This is a genomic window from Streptomyces sp. NPDC001868 (genome assembly GCF_040297125.1).
GTDB lineage: Bacteria > Actinomycetota > Actinomycetes > Streptomycetales > Streptomycetaceae > Streptomyces.
On record NZ_JBEOYO010000008.1, the window covers coordinates 189,586 to 212,872 of the forward strand.

4 protein-coding genes are annotated in these 23,287 nt (G+C 73.1%); 3 read left to right on the forward strand and 1 reads right to left on the reverse strand.

All coding sequences use genetic code 11. The features are described from left to right. Positions 1 to 84: 84 nt before the first annotated feature. Positions 85 to 19,068 carry a non-ribosomal peptide synthetase gene (locus tag ABT147_RS12880; RefSeq protein ID WP_351404981.1) on the reverse strand — a complete coding sequence of 6,328 codons (18,984 nt, stop codon included), beginning with the start codon at positions 19,066 to 19,068 and terminating at the stop codon, positions 85 to 87. A 197-nt stretch (positions 19,069 to 19,265) separates the two neighbouring features. Between ABT147_RS12880 and ABT147_RS12885 the strand changes: the two genes are divergently transcribed. The 3 genes from ABT147_RS12885 to ABT147_RS12895 all read left to right on the forward strand — a co-directional run bounded on the left by ABT147_RS12885 (position 19,266) and on the right by ABT147_RS12895 (position 23,232). Beyond that, entirely contained in the window at positions 19,266 to 20,306 is a 1,041-nt protein-coding gene (locus tag ABT147_RS12885; RefSeq protein ID WP_351404984.1) for a FecCD family ABC transporter permease, read from the forward strand. A gap of 393 nt (positions 20,307 to 20,699) precedes the next feature. Beyond that, the gene (locus ABT147_RS12890) at positions 20,700 to 21,821 is read left to right on the forward strand and encodes a FecCD family ABC transporter permease (protein WP_351404986.1); all 1,122 of its coding nucleotides are present in this window, start codon (positions 20,700 to 20,702) and stop codon (positions 21,819 to 21,821) included. A gap of 565 nt (positions 21,822 to 22,386) precedes the next feature. Then, complete coding sequence (locus ABT147_RS12895) at positions 22,387 to 23,232, forward strand: ABC transporter ATP-binding protein (protein WP_351405195.1); 846 nt, start codon at positions 22,387 to 22,389, stop codon at positions 23,230 to 23,232. Positions 23,233 to 23,287: the final 55 nt, after the last annotated feature.

Sequence of the window (23,287 nt, forward strand, 5' to 3'; positions counted from 1 at the left end):
TCCTCTTTCTCACTACGGTCTTGCCGACTTCGGTGTGTCCGACTTCGGTGTGTCCGGCTTCGGTGTGTCCGGCTTCGGTGTCGCCTACCTCGGGTTCCGCTCCGCCCACGCGACGAGGCCCTGGAGGGCCCGGAACCAGGTCTCGGCGAGATCCTGGACCACCTCGCGCGGCAGCAGTCCTTCCAGATACGACCAGTGCGCGGCCAGCACCGGCCCGTCCGCCCGGTCCTCGGTCACCACGTTGATCTCCAGCGCGTGACCCTCCCGCATCGAGCCCTCCGACCCGATGTCCGCCGCGTCCTCCTCCGGCGCGTACGACCAGTCCGTCTCCTCCGGGATGCCGAACCGGCCCAGGTAGTTGAACTCCACGCGCGGCGGCTCGTGGGCCGCCAGCACCTCGCGGGTCCGGGGGTTGAGGTGCCGCAGCAGGCCGTACCCGACACCGTTCGCGGGCAGCGCCGCCAGATGCTCGCGCACCCGCCGTACGGCGTCCTCGGCGGCCGGGCCTCCGGCGAACGCCTCGGCGGGGTCGGCCGGTCCCGCGTCGAGCCGGACCGGGTAGACGCTGGTGAACCAGCCGACCGTACGGGACAGATCGACCCCGTCGCCGCCCAGCTCCTCCTCGCGGCCGTGGCCTTCGAGGTCGACGAGGACCGAGGTGCCCGAACCGCCGTCGCGCCGCCGTGAGTCGGCGAAGGCGAGGGCGAGCCCGGCCAGCAGGACGTCGTTGACGGTGGCGCCGAACGCGGCGGGCACCGCCGACAGCAGGGGTCCGGTGTGCTCGGCGGGCAGCCGCAGCACGACCTCGCGCCGGGTGGCGGTGGTGTCCCGGTCGGGGTCGAGGGCCCGGGTGAGCGGCAGGGATTCCGCGCCGCCGTCGAGAATCGCCTCCCACACCGGCAGTTCGGCCTCCCGCTCCGGCGCCTGGGCCAGCTCGGTGAGCAGCCGGGACCAGCGGGCGAACGACGTCTCGACGGGCACCAGCCCGACGGGACGGCCGGCGGAGACATCCCGCCAGGCCGCTTCGAGGTCCGGCAGCAGCACCCGCCAGGACACACCGTCCACGACGAGGTGGTGGCCCATCAGCAGCAGCCGGCCAGGGGCGTCGCCCGCGTCGAACCACACCGCACGGACCATGATCCCGGCGTCCGGGTCGAGCAACGCCCGTGCCGCGGTGGTGTGTTCCCGCACGGTCTCGCCCAGCGCGGTCGCGTCCAGACCGGACACGTCGACCCGCTGGATCCAGCCGGCCGTGTCGACCGTGCCGACGGGCGGCACGTGCAGCGACCAGGTACCGGTGTCCTCGCGGGAGGACCGCACGAGTGTGGCGCGGAGCATGTCGTGCCGGTCGACGAGGGCCCGGAGCATCGTGGTCAGCGCGGGCAGGTCCAGGGCCGCCGGGGTGCGGACCAGGGCCGCCTGGTGGTAGGTGCCGAAGGGGCCGCCCAGTTCACGCAGCCAGTGCATGACCGGGGTGAGCGGCACGCTGCCGCTGCCGTCGTCCACCGGGCGCGGCGCCGAGACGTCGGCCGCCTCGGCGACCGTGCCCAGCGCGGCCACCGTACGGTGCCGGAACACCAGCCTCGGGCTGATCCGCAGGCCCGCCGCACGGGCCCGACCCACGAGCTGCATGGCGACGATGCTGTCACCGCCGAGGGCGAAGAAGTCGTCGTCCACCCCGACCCGTTCGAGCCCCAGCACCTCCGCGAAGACCGTGCACAGCAGTTCCTCCACGGGCGTCGCGGGTGCCCGCCCCGAGGACAGGGCGGAGAAGTCGGGTGCGGGCAGCGCGGACCGGTCCAGCTTGCCGTTGGCCAGCTGCGGGAACCGCTCCAGGGCGACGACGGCCGCCGGGACCATGTGGTCCGGGAGCCGGCCGGCGACGTGGGCGCGCAGCAGTGCGGGATCGGGCGCGGAGTCCGGGACCGGCACGACGTAGGCCACGAGCAGCTTGCGGGGGCCGTCCTGGTGGACGGTCACCAGGGCCTGCCCGACCTCCGGGTGGGTGGTGAGCGCCGCCTCGATCTCGGCGGGCTCGATCCGGAAGCCGCGGATCTTCACCTGGTCGTCGGCGCGGCCCAGGTAGTCGATCCGTCCGTCGGCGGTCCAGCGGGCCAGGTCGCCCGTGCGGTACAGCCGCGATCCGGCCGGACCGAACGGGTCGGCCACGAACCGCTCGGCCGTCAGGGCGGGGCTGCCCAGATACCCCCGGGCGAGACCACCACCGGCGAGGTACAGCTCACCGGGGACACCGGGCGGCACCGGCTGCAGCCGGTCGTCGAGGACGTACGCCCGGGTGCCGGCCACCGGCCGTCCCACGAGCGGCCGTTCGCTGTCGCGGACCCGGCCCACCAGGGCGTCCACGGTCGACTCGGTCGGCCCGTACAGGTTGAACGCCTCGGTGCCGGGCAGCTTGGCCAGCCGCTTCCACAGGGCGACCGGGACCGCCTCGCCACCCACGCCCACGACCGCGAGCGGGCAGTCGCCGTCCCGCAGCAGACCGCTGTCGGCCATCTGCGTGAAGAACGACGGGGTGACCTCCAGGAAGTCGAAACGGTGCCGGAGCACGGCCTCGGTGACCAGCTCGGGGTCGCGCCGGACCTCTTCGGACAGGATGTGCACGCAGTGTCCGTCCAGCAGCCACAACTGGGGCTGCCAGGACGCGTCGAAGAAGAACGACCAGGCGTGCCCGACCCGCAGATGCCGCCGCCCGGCCGCCTCGATCGCGGGGCCGTAGAGCGTCTCGCGGTGGCTGTGGAAGAGGTTGCCGAGGGTCTCGTGGGTGATCACGACACCCTTGGGGCGGCCGGTGGAGCCCGAGGTGTAGATGACGTACGCCGGGTGGCGGGGCGTCAGCGGGGCGACGCGGTCGGCGTCGGTGAGGTCGGCGGGGTCCCGGGCCGCGAGCCGCGCCACCGTGTCCCGATCGTCCAGCACCAGAGCTTCGGTGCCGGGCGGCAGGGTGGCGGCGAGCGCGCCGGTCGTCAAGGTCAGGACCGGCCGGGCGTCGGCGAGGACGTCGGCCGTGCGCTCCACCGGAGCGTCCGGGTCGAGCGGCAGATAGCCCGCGCCCGCCTTGTGGACCGCGAGGACGGCCGTGAGGAAGTGCGCGGTCCGGGGCAGCGCGAGTGCCACGAACCGCTCGGGCCCGGCACCGGCCTCGACGAGCAGCCGGGCCAACCGGTTGGCTTCCGCGTTGAGTTCGGCGAACGTCAGCTCGACACCGTCGGACGCGGCGGCGGGCAGGTCGCCGTGGAGACGTGCCTGCTCCTCGAAGAGGGCGGGAGTGGTGGTCGGCGCGCCCGCGGCGGGCCCGCTGTGCCAGCCGTCGAGGAGCCGGGCCCGCTCGTCCGTACCGAGGATGTCGATGCGGTCGACTGTCGTGTCCGGGTCGGCGGTCACGGCACGCAGGACGCGCAGCAGCCGGTCCGCGAACGACTGGGCGGTGGCGTGGTCGAACAGGTCGGCGCTGTACTCCAGGACGCCGTCCACCCCGGTGCCGTCGCCGCGCTCGACGAAGTCGAAGGACAGGTCGAACTTGGCGGTCGTCTGGGCCACTTCGTCCAGGCGGGCGTCCAGTCCGGGCAGTCCGGTGTCGTCCCCGCCCGACGCCAGATACACGACCATCACCTGGAACAGCGGGTGACGGGCCAGCGACCGGGCCGGGTTGAGCACCTCCACCAGCCGCTCGAACGGCACGTCCTGGTGGTCGAACGCGGCGAGATCGGCCTCCCGGACACGGCCGAGCAACTCCCGGAACGTCGGGTCCCCGGAGGTGTCGGTGCGCAGCACCAGCGTGTTGAGGAAGAACCCGACCAGCTCGTCCAGCCCGGCGTCGGTGCGCCCGGAGATCGGGCTGCCGATCGGGATGTCGTTCCCCGCGCCGAGCCGGGACAGGAGAGTCGCCACGGCCGCCTGGAGCACCATGAACACACTGACCCCGTTGTCGCGGGCCAATCCATGCAGACCGGCGGCGAGTTCGGCGTCCAGCGACAGATCGGCGGAGCCGCCCCGGTAGGTGGACTCCAGCGGGCGGGCCCGGTCCACGGGCAGCGCCAGCTCCTCGGGCAGACCCGCCAACGCCTGCTTCCAGTAGGCGAGTTGGCGTGCCGCGAGGCTGTCCTCGTCCTTCTCGTCGCCGAGGACGTCCCGCTGCCACAGCGTGTAGTCGGCGTACTGCACGGGCAGCGGCTCCCACTCGGGGGCGAGCCCGGCCGTACGGGCGGAGTAGGCGAGCGCGAGGTCCCGGTTGAACGGGCCCTCCGACCACTCGTCGCCCGCGATGTGGTGCATGAGCACCAGGACCGTCCACTCCTCCTCACCCGTGCGGAACACATGCACGCGCAACGGGAGTTCACGGTCCAGCTCGAAGCCGTACGCGCCGGCCTCCGCCAGCAGCTCCGGCAGCAGGTCGTCGTCGGTGTCGAGGACCTCGAAGGGGACACGGACCTCGTCGGGTGCCAGCACCAGCTGGTGGGCCCGGCCCTCGTCGTCGGGGAAGACCGTCCGCAGCGTCTCGTGCCGGACGACCACGTCGTGCACGGCGGCCCGCAGCGCCTCGACGTCCAGCGCGCCCGTCAGCCGCCAGGCCGAGGGGATGTTGTACGTCGCGCTGGGGCCCTCCACCTGGTACAGCACCCACAGGCGCTGCTGGGCGGAGGAAAGCGGCAGCCGCTCGGGGCGTGGCCGGACCCCGAGTGCCGGCCTGGCACGGCCGTCGGTCGTGGCACCTTCCGCCAGGCGCTGCGCGAGACGGGCCACCGTCGGGGCGTCGAAGACCGTGCGCAGCGACACCTCGGCGCCGAAGGCGGCGCGGACTCCGGCGACCAGCCGCATCGCGAGCAGGGAATGGCCGCCGAGGACGAAGAAGTCGTCGTCGATGCCGACCCGGTCCACGCCCAGGACGTCGGCGAACAGTCCGCAGAGGATCTCCTCACGCGGATCCCGCGCCCGGCCGCCCGTGCCGAGGCCCGCCGAGAAGTCGGGCACGGGCAGCGCCCGGCGGTCCAGTTTGCCGTTCGGCGTCAGCGGCAGCGCGTCGAGGACGACGACGGCCGCGGGGACCATGTGCTCGGGCAGGGCGGCGGCGGTGTGATCCCGCAGGGCCGTCGGCTCGGTGACCGCTCCGGCGGCGGGGACGACATAGGCGACGAGCCGCTGCTCGTGCGGTACGACGACCGCGTGGGCCACCGACCCGTGCCGCGCGAGCACGGCCTCGATCTCACCGGGCTCGATGCGCACCCCACGGATCTTGACCTGGTGGTCGGTGCGGCCCAGGAAGTCGAGGGTGCCGTCCGGCAGCCAACGGGCCAGGTCGCCCGTGCGGTACATCCGAGCACCCGGGCCGCCGTACGGGTCCGCGAGGAACCGCTCGGCCGTGAGGCCGGGACGGTCGAGGTAGCCACGCGCGAGCTGGACGCCCGCCAGATACAGCTCACCCGGCACTCCCGGTGGCACTGGCCTCAGCGACGCGTCCAGGACATAGGTCCGGGTGTTCCACACCGGACGCCCGATCACCACCCGGTCGGCGCCCGGCACCACCTGGCCGGCCGTCACGTCGACCGCGGCCTCCGTCGGCCCGTACAGGTTGTGCAGCTCGGCCGACAGCACCTCGTGGAAGCGCTCTGCCACCGGCGACGGCAGCGCCTCACCGCTGCACATCACCCGGCGCAGACCCGTGCACCGCGCGGCGGCCGGCTCCTCCAGGAACACCTGCAGCATCGACGGCACGAAGTGCGTGGTCGTGACGCCCTGTTCGCGGATCAGCTCCGCCAGATACGCCGGGTCCTTGTGACCCTCCGGCCGGGCGACCACCAGGGCGGCCCCGGTGATCAGCGGCCAGAAGAACTCCCACACCGACACGTCGAAGCCGGACGGCGTCTTCTGGAGCACCCGGTCGTCAGGGCCCAGCCCGTACGCGTCCTGCATCCACAGCAGCCGGTTGACGATGCCCTCGTGCGGCACGACGACACCCTTGGGGCGGCCCGTCGAGCCGGAGGTGTAGATCACGTAGGCCGGGCTGGACGGGGCGTACACCGTGGGCAGTTCACCCTCCGCCCCCTCGGGCAGCGCGTCCTCGACGACGCACACCGGCCGTGCCTCCTCCAGCATGAGCGCGATCCGCTCCCGTGGCTGGTCGGCGTCCAGCGGCAGATAGGCGCCGCCCGCCCGGTGCACCGCGAGCAGGGCCACGACCAGGTCCACCGAGCGCGGCAACGCCACCGCCACGGTGCGCTCCGGGCCCACACCCAGCCCGGCCAGGACCCGCGCCGTCCGCTCGACCCGAGCGTCCAACTCCGCGTAGGTCAACCGCTGTTCGTCGTCGACGAGAGCGAGCGCGTCCGGCGTCCGCGCCACCTGCGCGCGGAACAGCTCCGGCAGGGTCGTCGCGGGTACGTCGTGCCCGGTGTCGTTCCACCGGACGAGCACCGCCTCCCGCTCGGCTTCCTCCAGGACCTCCAGATCCCTTACGGGGAGGTCGGGTTCGGCGGCCACCCGGTCGAGGAGCCGTGCCAGCAGCCCGGCGAGCCGCCGGGCCGTCGTCTCGTCGTACAGGTCGTGGGCGAACTCCAGGAGAAGGGTGAGACGGTCCCGGCCCACCTCGTCGACGAACGTGAAGTGGAGGTCGAACTTGGCCATGCCCGTGTCCATGTCGAACCACTCGGTGGGCAGGCCGAGCACATCGGGGTCGCCGTCGGGCCGGTAGTGGTAGCCGAGCATCACCTGGAAGAGCGGGTTGCGGCCGGCGACCCGGGGCGGGTTCACGGCCTCGACGACCTGGTCGAAGGGGAGATCCTGGTTCTCGAACGCCTCCAGCGCCGACTCCCGGACCCGGCCGAGGAGTTGCGTGAACGTCAGGCCGGAATCGCCGCCCGACACGTCGGTGCGCAGCACCAGCGTGTTCACGAAGAACCCGATCAGGTCGTCCATCGCGTCGTCGGTGCGCCCGGCGATGGGCGCCCCCAGCGGAATGTCGTCCCCGGCGCCGAGACGGTGCAGCAGCGCCGCCGTGGCGGCCTGGAACAGCATGAACATACTGGTGTGGGTGGCACCGGACAGCTCACGCAGCGCGCGGGCCGTGGCGGGGGAGAGGTCCAGGCGGACCTTGCCGCCACGCCCGGTGGGCTCCTGTGGCCGGGGCCGGTCCAGCGGCAGGGCCAGCTCCTCCGGCAGCTCCCGCAGGGCCTCGGTCCAGTGGGCGAGCTGGGCCTCGCCGACCTGGTCGAGCAGCGTGTCCTGCCACAGGGTGTAGTCGGCGTACTGGACCGGCAGCGGCGCCCACTCGGGTGCGTGGCCTTCGACGCGGGCCCGGTACGCGGTGGTGAGATCACCGAGGAAGGGCCGGTCCGACCACTCGTCGGTGGTGATGTGGTGCAGCACGACGGCCACCACGTGGTCCTCGGCCGCAAGGCGCAACACCTCGGCGCGGACCGGGAGTTCGGTGCCCAGGTCGAACGGGCGGCGCTGGGCCTCCTCGACCCACTCCGCGAGCCCGCTCTCGGCCCCCTCGACGAGCCGGAACTCCGGCTCGGCCTCACCGGGCGCCGCGATCCACTGGTACGGCTCCCCGTCCGCCTCCAGGAACCGTGTGCGAAGCGCTTCATGACGGTCCGTCACATCGCGGAGGGCGGTGCGCAGGGCGTCGACGTCCAGGGCGCCCCGGAGCCGGAACACGAGCGGGAAGTTGTACGCGACCCCGTCCCCGGCGATCCGCTCCACGAGCCACAGCCGGCGCTGGGCGGCCGACAGCGGTATACGGGCGGGCCGTTCGGCGGCGGGCTCAAGCCCCGGGCGGGCCGGCTGCCCGGTGGCCGCCCGGAGTGCCAGCGTCTCGGGGGTGGGCGCCTCGAACAGGTCACGGATGGCCAGCTCGGCGCCCAGTTCGGTGCGGGCGCGGCTGATCAGCCGGGTCGCGAGGAGCGAGTGGCCTCCCAGGTCGAAGAAGTTGTCCTCCGCGCCCGTGCGGGGCAGCCCCAGCACCTCGGCGAAGAGACGGCACAGCACCTCCTCGACGGGGGTGCGCGGGCCGCGCCCGGTGGACAGGGCGACGGCGGGCTCGGCATCCGGCAGGGCGCGGACGTCGAGCTTGCCGTTGTCGTTCATCGGCAGGCCGGGCAGGACCACGAAGGCGGCGGGCACCATATAGCCGGGCAGCCGCTCTCCGAGGTCGTCGCGGAGCCGTCTGATCAGCGCGGTGTGACCGCGACCGGCCGCCGGGGTGTTGGCGAACGGGGCGTCGTCGTCACGGTCGGCGCGCGGCCGGTACAGGCCCGCCGTACGGGAGGTGTCGGTGCCGGTCGTGCGCGAGGTGTCGGTGTCGGGCACGAACACGGCCTCGTAGGAGCCCGGTTCGGCGGACCAGGTGGTCAGCAGCCGGTAGCCGCGTGCCCCGGCGGTCTCCCGCAGGTCCTCCGGTTCCACACCCGTCGCGGCGACGCCCGACGGGCGGCCGGTGTCCAGCGCGCGCAGCCCGGCGAGGTCACCGGCCGTACGCGCGTCCGGGATGCCCCGCACCCGGAGCGGTCCGGTGCCGTCGAGCCGGGTGAGGAGCGCGTCCCGCCCGGTCCAGTCGACGGCCGGGACACCGTCCAGGGAGAGCCCGGGATCGCTCTCGTACAGCACCACGTCGTACCGGTAGCGGGTCAGCTCGTTGTGGTGGCGGCCCGCCTTGGTGCGCAGGTCGACGCCGACGCCGAGGGTGGTGAACCAGTCCGGGTCGACCAGGAGTTCCTTCTCCAGGGCGAGACCGCGCTCCACGGCCCGGCGCAGGCCGGCGGGGTCGGTGTCCGCGTCGGCGCGGGCGGCCTGGATACCGGCCTGGAACACCCGGGCCTGGCGCAGGTCGCGGACGTCACCGAGGAACAGGGCGCCGCCGGGCGCGAGCAGGTCCAGCGCGCCCCGGATCACCTGGTGGAGGTGGTCCAGGCTCGGGAAGTACTGGATGACGGAGTTGATGACGACCGTGTCGAAGAAGCCGGTGGGCAGGCCCTCGGTCACCTCGGCGGGCTGGCAGCGCAGTTCCACCTTGCCCGCCAGCACGGGGTCGGTCTTGACGCCCTCGGTGAGCTTGCGGATCACGGGCGCGGCGAAGTCGGTCGCCCAGTACGCCTCGGCGTCCGGCGCGAGCTTCGACAGCAGCAGGCCGGAGCCGACGCCGATCTCCAGGACGCGGCGGGGCTTGAGCTCGCGGATGCGCTCCACGGTGGCCTCACGCCACTCCCGCATGTGCTCCACGGGGATCGGCGTGCCGTCGTAGGAGCTGTCCCAGCCCGCGAAGTCCTCGGTGAAGAGGGCGGTGCCGATCTCGGTGTACTCGGCGGAGTAGATCTCCTGCCACTCACCGATCTGCTCCCGCTCGGCCGACTCCCGTGCCTCGGCGTCCGGTTCGGCCGGGACGACATAGCCGACCAGGCGCTTGGTGCCGGGCGCGGACGTGTCGTCGCGGGCGATGACGGCGGCCCGGGACACCTCGGGGTGCTGGACGAGCGCGGTCTCGATCTCGCCCAGCTCCACCCGGTAGCCCCGGATCTTGACCTGGTCGTCGGTACGGCCCAGGAAGTCCAGATTGCCGTCCGGGCGACGTCGTACGAGGTCACCGGTGCGGTACATGCGCTCGCCCGGCTGTCCGTACGGGTCGGCCACGAACCGCTCGGCCGTCAGACCCGGCCGGTCGAGGTAACCGCGCGCCAGACCCACACCCGCGATGTACAGCTCACCCGCCACACCGTCCGGCACCGGCCGCAGCCAGGTGTCGAGGATGCGGGCCCGGGTGGCGCGGATGGGCTTGCCGACGGTCGGGGTGGCGCTGTCCTCCGTACCACCCCCGAGCGTGTTGATCGTGTACTCGGTCGGGCCGTACAGGTTGTAGCCGTACGTCCCCTCCGTGTCCCGCAGTGTGTTCCACACCGTCTCGGTGACGGCCTCACCGCCCAGCAGCACCAGCGGCGGCCGGTGCCCCTCCAACAGGCCTTCTTCGAGGAGGAGATGGGCGTAGGTCGGCGTCACGTTCACCACGTCGACGCGGTGTTCCTCGCAGTACGCCACCAGCGCGGTCGCGTCCCGACGCAACTCCTCGTCGCAGACGTGCACTTCATGCCCCTCGACGAGCCACAGCAGCTCCTCCCAGGACATGTCGAACGCGAACGACACGGTGTGCGCGATCCGCAGCCGCCGCCCGCCCGCCGACGCGATCGCCGGGGCGAAGATCTCCTTCTGGTGGTTGAGCTGCATGTTCGTCAGACCGATGTACGGCGTGACGACACCCTTGGGGCGGCCTGTCGACCCCGAGGTGTAGATGACGTACGCCGGGTGGTCCAGGCTGAACGTCACCGAAACCGGGTCTGCCGGGAGGGCCGCCAGTTCGGCCGCCACCGCCGGGTCGTCGAGCAGCACACGTGGCGTGTCGCCCGTCAGTGTCTCCGACACGCTCTCCGTGGACAGCAGGAGCAGCGGGCGGGCGTCCGCCAGCATCAGCGACAGCCGGTCGGCCGGGTGGTCCAGCTCCAGCGGGAGATACGCCGACCCCGTGCGCAGCACCGCGAACAGCGCCACCACCATGTCGATCGAGCGCGGCAGCCCGAGCGCGATCACCTGCTCGGGTCCGGCACCCCGGGCGAGCAGCAGCCGGGCCATGCGGTCGCAGCGCGCGTCGAGTTCGGCGTACGTCAGGGTCTGTGCGCCGAACACGAGCGCGGTCTCGTCCGGCGTACGGGCGGCCTGCGCGGCGAGCATGTCCGCGACCGTCTCGTGCGGTACGGGCTGCCGCTGCTCGGCCTCCTCACGGGCGAGCGCGGCGGCCTCGGCGGGCAGCAGGGCGTCCAGGGAGCCGACGGGGGCGTGCGGGTCGGCCACCAGCCGCTCGACAAGGAGCACGAAACGGTCCAACAGGCGCTGCGCGTACACGCCGTCCAACACGTCGGGCCGGTAGGCGAGCGTCGCCCTGACCTTCTCGCCCGGCGTGACCACCAGGTTCGCCGGGTAGTGCGTGGCGTCCACATTGGCCACGGCCGTCGCGCCGTGCCGCTCGCGCAGCTCGGCCAGCCGCTGGTCGGTGTCGGCGTTGCGCAGCACGAACAGCGTGTCGAACAGCCGTCGGTGACCCGACTCGGCCTGGAGCACACCCAGGCCCAGATGCTCGAACGGCATGACCTCAAGACGCTCGCCCTGGATCCGGCGCAGCAGACCGACGACCGGCTCACGCGGGTCGAAGGCGATGCGCGCGGGCACGGTGTTGAGGAACATGCCGATGACGTTCTCGACGTCCGGCACCTCACTGGGCCGCCCCGCGACCGTCGTACCGAACGCGATGTCGCTGCGGCCGGTCGCACCGGCCAGGACCAGACCCCAGGCCGCGTTGAGGACGGTGTTGAGGGTCAGACCGTGGGTGCGGGCGGTGTCGCGCAGCCGCTCGGCGACCGCCGCGTCCAGCACGGCGTCCAACTGCTCCGGGATCACCGGCTCCCGCCCCCGGTCGGAGGCGGCCGGCACCAGCAGGGTGGGCTCCTCGAAACCGGACAGGGCGGCACGCCACGCGTGGGTCGCCTCGGTGTCGTCCTGGGCCTCCAGCCAGGTCAGATAGTCGCGGTACGAGCCGGGACGGGCCAGGCCCGCCGGGTCGCCGCCGCTCTCGTACAGCGCGAACAGCTGGTCCAGGAACAGCCAGGCCGACCAGCCGTCCCACAGGATCAGATGACGGCCGACGATCAGCCGGTCGCCGCGCCCCTCACCGAGCCGGACGAGCAGCATCCGGAACAGGAGGGGCCGGGTGAGGTCGAAGCGCCGGGCACGCGAGTCCTCAAGCAACTCGCCCATCCGCCGGTCCTGTTCGGCCGCCTGGAGCCCCGCGAGATCCACCTCGGTCAGCGGGATCTCGGCGTCCCGCACGATGAACTGCACCGGCTGGCGCAGCCCTTCACTGGTGAACCCGGCCCGCAGGCTGGGGTTGCGGGCCAGCAGGGTGCGCATGGCCGCCGACAGCCGCTCGGCGTCGACGCGTTCGGCGAAGTCGAAGGACTCGTGGACGGTGTAGACGTCCAGGGAGCTGTCGTCGAAGTTCGAGTGGAAGAACAGGCCCTCCTGGAGCGGGGCGAGGGGCCACACGTCCTCGATCCGGCCCGGCGCGAGCCGCTCGACCCGCTCCCGCTCCTCCTCGGTCAGCGTGAACGCGGACGCGACAGGGGTGTCCCCTTCGGCCGTCTCCTCGATGGCGGCCGTCGCCGCGAGCGCCGCCGGGGTGCGGTGCTCGAACACCTCGCGCGGGCCGATCGCCAGACCCGCCCGACGGGCACGGCTGGACACGGCGATCGAGCTGATGCTGTCACCGCCGAGCAGGAAGAAGTCGTCGTCGACCCCGACCTCGTCGAGCTTCAGCACGGCCGCGAAGATCTCGACGAGCACCTGCTCCCGGTGGCTGCCCGGGGCCCGGGTGACGGTGCCGCGTACGGCCTGCGGGGCGGGCAGCGCGGCCCGGTCCAGCTTGCCGCTCGGGGTGAGCGGCAGCGCTTCGAGGACCACCCAGGCGCTGGGCACCATGGGGGAGGGGAGGGAACCGGCGATGGCCTCGCGGAGGTCGCCCACCTCGGCGGCACCCGCACCGGGCACGACATAGGCGACGAGCACGTCGTCCCGTACCGTCACGGCGGCCTGCGCGACCTCCGGCAGCCGGACGAGCGCGGCCTCGATCTCGCCGAGTTCGATCCGGTTGCCGCGCAGCTTGACCTGCCGGTCCGTGCGGCCCAGATACTCGATCACCCCGTCCGACCTCCGTCTCACCAGGTCACCGGTGCGGTACATCCGGCTGCCGGGCGGCCCGTACGGGTCGGCGGTGAACCGCTCGGCGGTCAGTCCCGGACGGGCGTGGTAGCCACGGGCCAGCTGGACACCGGTCAGGTACAGCTCGCCGGGGACACCGTCGGGGACGGGCCGCAGACAGGCGTCCAGGACCCGGAGCCCGGTGTTCCACACGGGACGCCCGATGGGCACGGACGTGCCGCCCTGCTCCTCGTCGGAGGCATACGGGTGGTAGGTGACGTCGACGGCCGCCTCGGTCGGGCCGTACAGGTTGTGCAGCGGTACGCCCGTCAGCGCGTGCCAGCGGCTCGCGGCGGTGACCGGGAGCGCCTCGCCGCTGCTCAGCACGCGGCGCAGCGACGCCGACCAGGTGGGGTCGCCGATGACCTCGTCGTGCTGGAGGAAGGCCTCCAGCATCGACGGCACGAAGTGCATGGTCGTGACGGCCTGTTCACGGACGAGTCCGGCCAGGTAGGCGGGGTCGCGGTGGCCGTCCGGGCGGGCCAGCACCACGGTCGCGCCTTCGAGGAGCGGCCAGAAGAACTCCCACACCGACACGTCGAAGCTCGACGGCGTCTTCTGCAACACGCGGTCGTCCGCGCCGAGCCCGTACTCGCCCTGCGTCCACGCGAGCCGGTTCACGATGGCCCGGTGGGTGACGACGACGCCCTTGGGGAGGCCGGTGGAGCCGGAGGTGTAGATGAGGTAGGCGGGGTCGTCGGGGCGGGCGGGGGCGTTGGCCTCTCCGACCGGCAGTGGCTCGTCGTCCGGGGAATCCGGGGCGTCCAGCAGCAGGACCGAAGGCACCGAAGGCGATGCAGGAACGTTCCGCTCGGAGGGTTGGGACTGGGACTGGGATTGGGGCTGCGGCTGCGGCAGCCGATCGGCCGTCTCCGCCAGCGTGACCACCGTCGTGGCGCCGGAGTCGGCGAGCATGTGGACCACTCGGTCGGCCGGGTAGTCCAGGTCCACCGGCAGATAGGCGGCGCCGGACTTCAGCACACCCAGCAGCGCCACCATCAGCTCCGCCGAGCGGGGCACGGCGACCGCCACGAACGCTCCCGGCCGGGCACCCCGGCCACGCAGACGCCCGGCCAACTCCTCGGCACGGGCGTCCAGTTCGGCGTAGCTCAGCCGCTCGCCCTCGAAGACGACGGCTGTCGCGTCCGGGGTCCGGGCGACCTGCGCGGCGAAGACCTCCGCCAAGGTGGTCTCCGGTACGAGGCGCTGCTCGCCGGTGGGGTGGGCGTCGAGGGCCTCGTCGGGGGAGAGCAGGTCGACGGAGGCGGCGGTGCGGTCCGGTGCCTCGGCGATGGCCTCCAGGACGCGGGCCAGCCGGTCGCCGAGGGCGCGGACGGTGTCGCCGTCGAGGCGTTCCGCGTGGTGCTTGAGCCGCAGGTCGAGCCGTCGGCCGGGCTTGACGACGAGGGCGAGGGGATAGTGCACGGCGTCGTGGAAGGCGTCGCCGGTGATGCGTACGGTGCCGGAGGCGTCCCGGAGGTCGGTCTCGGCGGGGTAGTTCTCGAACACCACGAGGGTGTCGAAGAGTTCGCCGGAGCCCGCGTGTCCGGTGAGCCGCTGGATCTCGGCGAGGCCCAGATGCTGGTGGTCCAGCAGCCGGGCCTGCTCCTCCTGGAGCCGGACGAGCAGGGTGCCGAGGTATTCGCGGGGGGCCCAACGGAAGCGTGTCGGCAGGGTGTTGATGAAGAGGCCGACCATGGAGGCGATGCCCTCGACCTCGCCGTCGCGTCCGGAGACCGTGGTGCCGAACACGACGTCGTCCCGGCCGGTGAGCCTGCCGAGCAGCAGGCCCCAGGCGCCCTGCACCACCGTGCCGAGGGTGACCCCGTGCTCACGGGCCCGTTCGGTGAGCCGCGCGGTGGTCCGCTCGGACAACTCCACCCGGACGTGCTCCGGGCGTACGGGTGCCGTGTCGGCCGGGTCGCCGACCAGCCGCGTCGGCTCGTCCAGCCCGGCGAGCGCGTCGAGCCAGGCGTCGCGGGCCGCGTCACGGTCCTGCCCGGCGAGGCGGCGCAGGAAGCCCCGGTAGGGGGCGACTTCGGGAAGCGCGGGCGCGTCGGTGCCGTAGAACGCCATCAGTTCGCGGTGCAGAACCGGCAACGACCAGCCGTCCGCCACGATGTGATGGAACGTCAGGATCAGTCGGCTGCGTTCCTCGCCGAGCCTGACCAGGGCGCAGCGCAGCAGCGGCGGGGCGGCCAGGTCGAAGCCGTGGGCGCGCTCGTCGGCGGCCACCGCGTCGCCGAGCGACTCCCGGACCCCGCCGTCCTGCGACGACAGGTCGACCTCCCGCCACGGCAGCTCGGCGTCCCGCGTGATGATCTGCACCGGAGTGCCGTCCGGGCGCTGGCGGAAGGCGGCCCGCAGCGGCGCGTGCCGGTCGAGGAGGCCCTGCGCGGCCCGGCGCAGCACCGACCCGTCGACGGGCCCGGCGAGGTCCAGGACCTGCTGGACGACATACGTGTCCCCGTTGCCGTCCCCGTCGCCGCCGGTGAGGGAGTGGAAGAAGAAGCCCTGCTGGAGCGGGGTGAGCGGCAGCAGTTCCTCGACCGGCAGCGGGCGCGTGCCCTGGATCTCGGCGAGTTCGGCCTCGTCGACCTCCACCAGCGGCTCGTCGGCGGCGAGTTCGGCGACCCGGTCGACGGCGGCCTTCGCCAGCGCCTCGACCGTGCGGTGCCGGAACACCTCACGGGTGGTGAGCTTCAGGCCCGACTCCCGGGCGCGGATGAGGAGTTGGATGGCGCTGATGCTGTCGCCGCCGAGCGCGAGGAAGTCGTCCTCGGCGGTCACGGCGTCCAGCCCCAGCACCTCGGCGTACAGCGCGCACAGCAGCTTCTCGCGGGGCGTGCGCGGGGCGCGGCCGGAGCTCATGGTCGCGTAGTCCGGGGCCGGCAGCGCCCGCGCGTCGATCTTGCCGCTGGGGGTGACCGGCAGCGCGTGCAGCGGGACGAACGCCGAGGGGACCATGTAGTCCGGCAGCCACTCGGCGGCGTGTCCGCGCAGGGACCGCATCAGCGCGCCGACGTCACGGAAGGGCGCGGGCCGGTTGGCGTGCGGATAGGCGCCGGCCGTCCGGTACAGCGGGCCGAACGGCCCGTCGAGGACGAGCACGGCGTCGAACGCGCCGTCGTCGGCGTTCCCGTTCCAGGTGAGCGCCGCCCGGTAGCCGTGCTCGGCCGCCAGTGCGTGCAGGTCCTCGGGATCGGTGCCGGAAGCCGCCTCCCGGCTGCTGCCCTCCAGCCGACGCAGGTCCGCCAGGTCGTCCGCGAGGCGCGCGTTGGGCACACCGACGACGCGGAGCCCGTCCGGCCGCCCGGCCAGCAGCTCCGCCAGACCGACGAGGCCGCCGACGGACGCCCAGTCAACCTCCGCCAGTTCCCGGCCGGCCGCCGGGACTCCCGGGCGCAGCACGACGTCGTACCGGTAGCGGCTCAGCTCGTTGTGGTGCGTGGCCCGCTTGATCCGGATCTCCGCGTCGAAGCCGTCGAGGGCGGCGAAGAAGTCCGGGTCGAGAAGGAGTTCGCCCTCCCAGCGCACCGACCGCTCGACGGCCGTCCGCAGCGCGCTCTTGTCCTCGTCCTCGTCACCGCCGGTCGCCCGCCGGGTCTCCACGGCCGCGCGCAGCGTACGCAGCAGCCGCAGATTGCGGACGTCACCGACGAAGATCCGGCCACCGGGGGCCAGCAGGCCCGACACCTGGCGCAGGACGTCGTCCAGGTACTCCCCGCTGGGGAAGTACTGGGCGACCGAGTTGATGACGACCGTGTCGAAGTACCCGGCGGGCAGTCCGTCGGTGTCGTGGGCGGGCTGGGCCCGCAGCTCGACCTTGGCGGCCAGCTCCGGATCGGTGTCGACCTGGGCGCGGAGCGCCGCGACGGCCGCCGCCGAGAGGTCGGTGCCCCAGTACGCCTCGCAGTCGGGCGCGATCCGGGACAGGATCAGACCGCTGCCGACACCGATCTCCAACACCTTTTGCCCGGTGCCGAGTTCACGGATGCGCTCGACGGTGGAGGCCCGCCACTCCCGCATCTCCTCGACGGGGATCGGCGTGCCGTCGTACATGCTGTTCCAGCCCGCGTAGTTCTCGCGCAGACCGGAGCCGTCACCGGCGCCCGTGCTGTCACCGGCGTCGGCGTCGTCCTCTGAACCGGCCGCCCCGTAGAGGAGTTCGTGGAGTTCCTTCCACTCCTCGACCCGGGTGTCCGGGTCCGCGTCGCGCGGCGCGTCCAGGGCGGGGACGACATAGGCGGCGAGACGGCGGTCGCCGGGACGGTCCTCGCGGACGACCACGGTGACCTGGTCGACGGCCGGGTGGCCGCGCAGCACCGACTCGATCTCGCCCGGCTCGATACGGAAGCCGCGGATCTTGACCTGGGCGTCGGCGCGCCCCAGGAACTCCAGCCGCCCGTCGGCCCGCCAGCGGACCAGGTCACCCGTGCGGTAGAGGCGCTCGCCGGGCTCCCCGAACGGGTCGGCGACGAACCGCTCGGCGGTCAGGTCCGGCCGCCCGAGATAGCCCCGGGCCAGACCGGCGCCGCCGAGGTACAGCTCACCCGTGACCCCGGCGGGCACCGGCCGCAGGAACGCGTCCAGGACGTACGCCCGGGTCCCCGGGTCGGGCACACCGATGGGGACGATCGCCCCGGCCGGGATGTCCGGATCGCACAGCCCGAGCGTGGAGTTGGTGGTGGCCTCGGTCGGGCCGTACGCGTTGAACATCATCCGGCCGCGCGCGTACCGCCCCACCAGCTCGGGGGAGACCCGCTCGGTGCCCGCCAACAGCGTGGCCGTGGGCGGCAGTTGCACGTCCTCGGGCATGGCGGCGAGCAGCGCCGGCGGCAGGATCATGAAGGTGATGCCGTGCGCGTTCGCGTAGTCGGCGAGCGGCGCGCCGGGCACCCGCAGCTCCGCCGGGACGACCACGAGCCGGCCGCCGGACAGCAGGCCGAGGCACAGGTCCCAGAACGCGACGTCGAAGCTCGGCGACGCGAACTGCAGCACCCGGCTGTGCGGGCCGATGCCGAACCGCTCGCTCTGCGTGGCCACCAGCTTCGCCACACCGCCGTGCGAGAGGGCGACACCCTTGGGGCGGCCCGTCGAACCCGAGGTGTAGATCACGTACGCGGCGTTCAGGACGGTGAGGGGCGCCCCGCGCTCGGCCTCGGTGGGGTCGTGCACCGGCCGCCGCGCCAACTCGGCGGCGGTCGCGGGCGAGTCCAGCTCCACCAGCGCCATGTCGGCGGCGGCCGGGTCGGGGAGGTCCCGCGTGGTCTCGGCGGTGGTCACCATGCAGACGGGCCGCGCGTCGCCCAGCATGTACGCGATCCGGTCCGCCGGGTAGTCGTGGTCGATCGGCAGATAGGCGGCGCCCGCCTTCATGACGGCCACCTCCGCCACGATCAGCTCGGTGGAACGCGGCAGCGCCAGCGCGACGATCCGCTCGGGACCGGCACCCCGCGCGATCAGCGCGTGCGCCAGGCGGTTGGCGCGCTCGTCCAGCTCGGCGTAGGTGAGTTCCTCGTCCTCGAAGACCAGCGCCACGGAGTCCGGCCGCTGCCGCACCTGCTCGGCGAACATCGCCGGCCAGGTGTCCGCCGGCACCGCGTGCGCGGTGTCGTTCCAGTCGACGACGACCTGGCGGTACTCCTGCGGGCTCATCAGCTCCAGCCGGGCGACCGGCGCCTCGGGCCGGGCCAGCGCGTCGGCGAGCAGCGTGCGGTAGTGGCCGAGGAGCCGCTCGATCGTCGTGCCGTCGAAGATGCCGGGGTGGTACGACGCCCGCGCCGCGCCCGCGTCCACTTCCAGCAGTACGTCGACCGGGGCGGGCAGGTCACCGGCGGGCCGGGCGGCCGTGGCGAACGCCGTGTTGAAGAACAGGCCGCCGCCGCGCGTCGGCCGGGGCCGCAGCTCCTCGACCAGCAGCCCGACCGGCACCCGGTTGGTCTCCGCCTCCTCGTACGCCTGCGTCACCCGGCGCACCAACTCGGCGAAGGACGGCTCGTGCTCGACGGACACCCGCAGCGGCAGCCCGTCATGACCCACGGTCAGGTCCGTCGCCCCGGTGTAGCGGTGCAGCAGGGCGACGAACGCCGCGAGACGTACGGCGTCGGAGGCGTCCGGGACATCCGCGAGCGCGCGCGTGTCCCGCTCGGTGAGGGGCTGCGGCGGATGGGGCCGATCGGCGGGCAGTGAGATCTCGAGCGGCAGCGATGTCAGCAGCCGCCGCCAATAGGCCAGGACTTCCTCGGTACCGCACACAGCAGTGAGCCTTCCCACCAGGTCGGGATCCGGTTCTGAGCCGGGTCGCGGACATACTAAGGTAAGGGTTACCTAATTCACAGGGTGCTCATAGTGAGAGTTGCCCCGTGGGCGGGACGGCAATCGAAGCAAGACCTACAGTTCAACGCGGGCTCGCCCTACAGTTAAGGCAAGCCTCATCAAAGAAAGTTGAAGACGTGGGGACCTCGACGGTCCGGGCGGCGAAAGGCCCCCGCGCGGTACTGCTGCTGACGCTCTCGGGCGTGGCCCTGATCACACTGTGCGCCCTGTCGATGGCGTTCGGCGCGCTCGGCGTCCCCCTCGACCAGGTGTGGCACACGCTGCTCGGCGACGCCCCCAACTCCCGTATCGACAGCGTCATCTGGTCCGTCCGCGTGCCCCGCACCGCCCTCGGTCTCGCCACCGGCGCGGCCCTCGGCCTCTCGGGCGCGCTGATGCAGGCCCTGACCCGCAATCCGCTCGCCGACCCCGGCATCCTCGGCGTCAGCGCGGGCGCCGCCTTCGCGGTCGTCCTGTCCGTCGGGGTGCTCGGCATCTCCTCGGTGTACGGGTACATCTGGTTCGCGTTCGGCGGCGCGTTCGTCGCCAGCGTCCTGGTGTACCTCCTCGGCGGGCTCGGCCGGTCCGGCTCCACGCCGGTCAAACTCGCCCTGGCCGGCGTCGCCGTGACCTCCCTGCTGTTCTCGCTGACCAGCGCCATCGCCCTCACCGACCCGGACGCGCTGAACCGCTACCGCTTCTGGAGCGCGGGCTCGCTCGCCAACCAGGACGACGGGGTCCTGCTGCGCGTCCTGCCGTTCCTGGCCGTCGGCGCGATCCTCGCCCTGGCCTGTGCCCCGGCCCTCAACAGCCTCGCGCTCGGCGACGACGTGGCGAAGTCCCTCGGGCTCAAGCTCGGTCTGGTCCGCGTCCAGGGCGTCATCGCCGTCACCCTGCTCACCGGGGGAGCGGTCGCCGTCATCGGGCCCGTCGTCTTCGTCGGCCTGGTCGTCCCGCACATCGCCCGCGTCCTCGCCCAACTCGCCGGCCTCGGCCCGGACCACCGCTGGCTGCTGCCCCTGTCGGCCGTCCTCGCCCCCTGCCTCCTCCTGACCGCCGACATCGCAGGCCGCCTGATCGCCCGCCCCACCGAGATCCAGGCCGGCATCCTCGTCGCCTTCATCGGCGGCCCCTTCTTCATCGCCCTGGTCCGCCGCCGACGCCTCGCGGAGCTGTGACATGACTTCTCGACCGGGGAGGCGCGGAGCCATGGCCGGAGAGCGGTGCGGGACGCGGCCGGTGACCGCCGGGCCTTCGGGTTCGCGGGTGTTGTGCGGTGAGTTGCGGAACGGCAGCCGCATGGCCGCCGAGCCGTGTGCATCGCGGGCGATGTTCTGCGAACCGTGGAGCGGCGGCCCCGTGCCCACCGCGCCGCGGGAACGCGGCCCCGTGCCCACCGTGTCGCGCGAACGCGGTCCCATGTCCACCGTGTCGCGCGAACGCGGCCCCGTGTCCACCGCGCCGTGGCATCACCGGCCCGTGGCCACCGAGCTGCGGCATCGCCACCCCCTGGCCTTCGAAACCGTGGTGGCGGCGGCCCATGACGACCGAACCCGTGGAGCTGTGAGCCGATGACGACCGAACTCGCGCCCGTGCCGCCCCCGCAGGGGGCCACGGATCCGACTCCGACTCCCGCTCCCCGGCGCCGTACGGCCGACCGCCTCGCGTTCCGGTGGCCAGTGCCGCCCGTCTCCGGTGTCGTACGGCCCCGGCTGCTGGGCGTGTGTCTGCTGCTCGCGGCCGCCGCGTTCCTGGCGTTCGCCGTGGAGACCTCCGTCGGGGACATCGAACTGCCGCTCACCGATGTGATGAAGGCCCTGGTGGGCACGGGCGACCCCGGCACCGAGCTGATCGTCCACGAACTGCGGCTGCCGCGCGCCCTGGCCGGACTGCTCGTCGGCATCGCGTTCGGCATCTCCGGGGCCCTGCTCCAGACCGTGACGCTCAACCCGCTGGCCAGCCCCGACATGATGGGCATCACCCAGGGCGCCGGAGCAGTGGTCGTCGCCGGGATCGTCCTCGGCTGGGACGGCGGCCTCGGCACCCAGGCCCTGGGCCTGCTGGGCGCGTTGACCGCCGGGGCGCTGGTGTACGTCCTGGCCTGGAAACGCGGCACCACCGGCTACCGCATCGTCCTCGTCGGCATCGGCATCGCCTGGATCTGCACCAGCATCACCGACTACCTCCTGGCGCGCGGCCAGCGCTTCCAGGCCCAGGCCGCCCTCGGCTGGCTCGTCGGCAACCTCAACGGCCGCACCTGGGAACAGATCGGCCCCCTCGCGATCACCATGGCCGTACTGGTGCCCCCGGCGATCCTGCTCGGCCGCCAGATCCGCGTTCTGCAACTCGGGGACGACGTCGCCAAGGGCCTCGGCACCCGGGTCCACATCGTCCGGGTGGCCGTCCTGCTCATCTCGGTCGGGCTCGTCGCCTTCGGCACGGCGGCCGCCGGTCCCATCGCCTTCGTGGCGCTCGCCGCACCCCAGGTCGCCCAGCGCCTGGCCGGCACCCCGTTCCCGCCGCCCCTCGCGGCGGGACTCACCGGTGCCGTGATGGTGCTCGTGTCCGACCTCGCCGCACGGAAGATCATCCCGGACACGGAACTCCCGGTCGGGATCGTCACCGGGGTGCTCGGCGCCCCCGTACTGCTGTGGCTGCTCATCCGCGCCAACCGCGCCGGTTCAGGAGGCTGAAGACGTGTCATCGAAGTTCGAACCGGTCACGAAGGGCGAAGTCCGTGCGGACGCCTCTGCCGACCCCCACACCGAAACCCCGGCCGGTTCCGGTGCCGAAGCGCAGGGAGGCTCCCGTGCCGGTGTCCCGGCCGACAGCGGTGCCGAAGTCCGGGCCGGCTCCCGTGCCCAGGCCCCGTCCGGTTCCGGTACCGAAGCCCCGGCCGGTCCCCGTCCGGATGCCCCGGCCGGTCCCGCTGCCGAAGCGCGGGGAGGCTCTCGTGGCGGTGTCCCGGCCGACGCGGGCGCCGAAGCCCCGGCCGATTCCGGGGCGGGCACCTCGGCCGATTCCCGTGCGGGCACCTCGGCCGGTTCCGGTGCCGACGGGGAGGGCGGTTCCCGTCCGAATGGCCAGGCCGGTTCCGGTGCTGAAGCGCGGGGAGGCTTCCGTGCCGAGGTCCCGGGTGACACCGGTGCCGAAGTCCGGGTGGGCTCCCGTGCCGACGCCCCCACCGACGCCCGCCCCGATAAGTGCTCGGATCTTCGCCCCGGCCACCGCGGCGGCCCCCGCGTCGACGGCCCCGAACTGCGCGCCGCGGGTCTCCGTCTCGCCTACGACGACCGGATCGTCGTAGAGGATCTGGATCTGGTGATCCCGACGGGCCGGGTCACGGCCATCGTCGGGGCCAACGCCTGTGGCAAGTCCACCCTGTTGCGCGCCCTGGCCCGGCTGCTGACGCCGAAGGCCGGTGCCGTCCACCTCGACGGCCGCTCGGTGCACTCCATACCGACCCGCACGCTCGCCCAGCAGCTCGGGACCCTGCCGCAGACCCCCGTGGCCCCCGAGGGCCTGACGGTCATCGACCTGGTGGGGCGCGGGCGTTCACCGCACCAGACCTGGTGGCGGCAGTGGTCGCAGGGCGACGAGGAGGCCGTGCACGAGGCGCTGAGGGCCACCGCCATGACCGACCTCGCCCACCGGCCCGTCGACGAACTCTCCGGCGGACAGCGGCAACGCGCCTGGATCGCCATGGCCGTCGCCCAGGGCACCCCCGTGATGCTGCTGGACGAGCCGACGACCTATCTGGACCTCGCCCACCAGATCGACGTCCTCGACCTGGTCACCGACCTCAACCGGCACCAGGGCCGCACCGTCGTCATGGTCCTGCACGACCTCAACCAGGCCTGCCGATACGCCGACCACATCATCGCCATGAAGAACGGCCGTATCGCGGGCGAGGGCGTCCCCGCCGACGTCATCACCGCCACGATGGTCGAGGACGTCTTCGGACTGCGCTGTGTCGTGGGCGAGGACCCGGTGAGCCGCACCCCCATGGTCATCCCGATGGGCCGCCACCACGAGAGCACGGACACGGATACGGATACGGATGCGGAGGCCGGGGCGGTGCCCGTGTCGGGCACCGCTGGCTGACCCGCGGCCGACGATGCCCTTCACCTCGCGGGCCCGCAACGGCAACGGGCCCGCG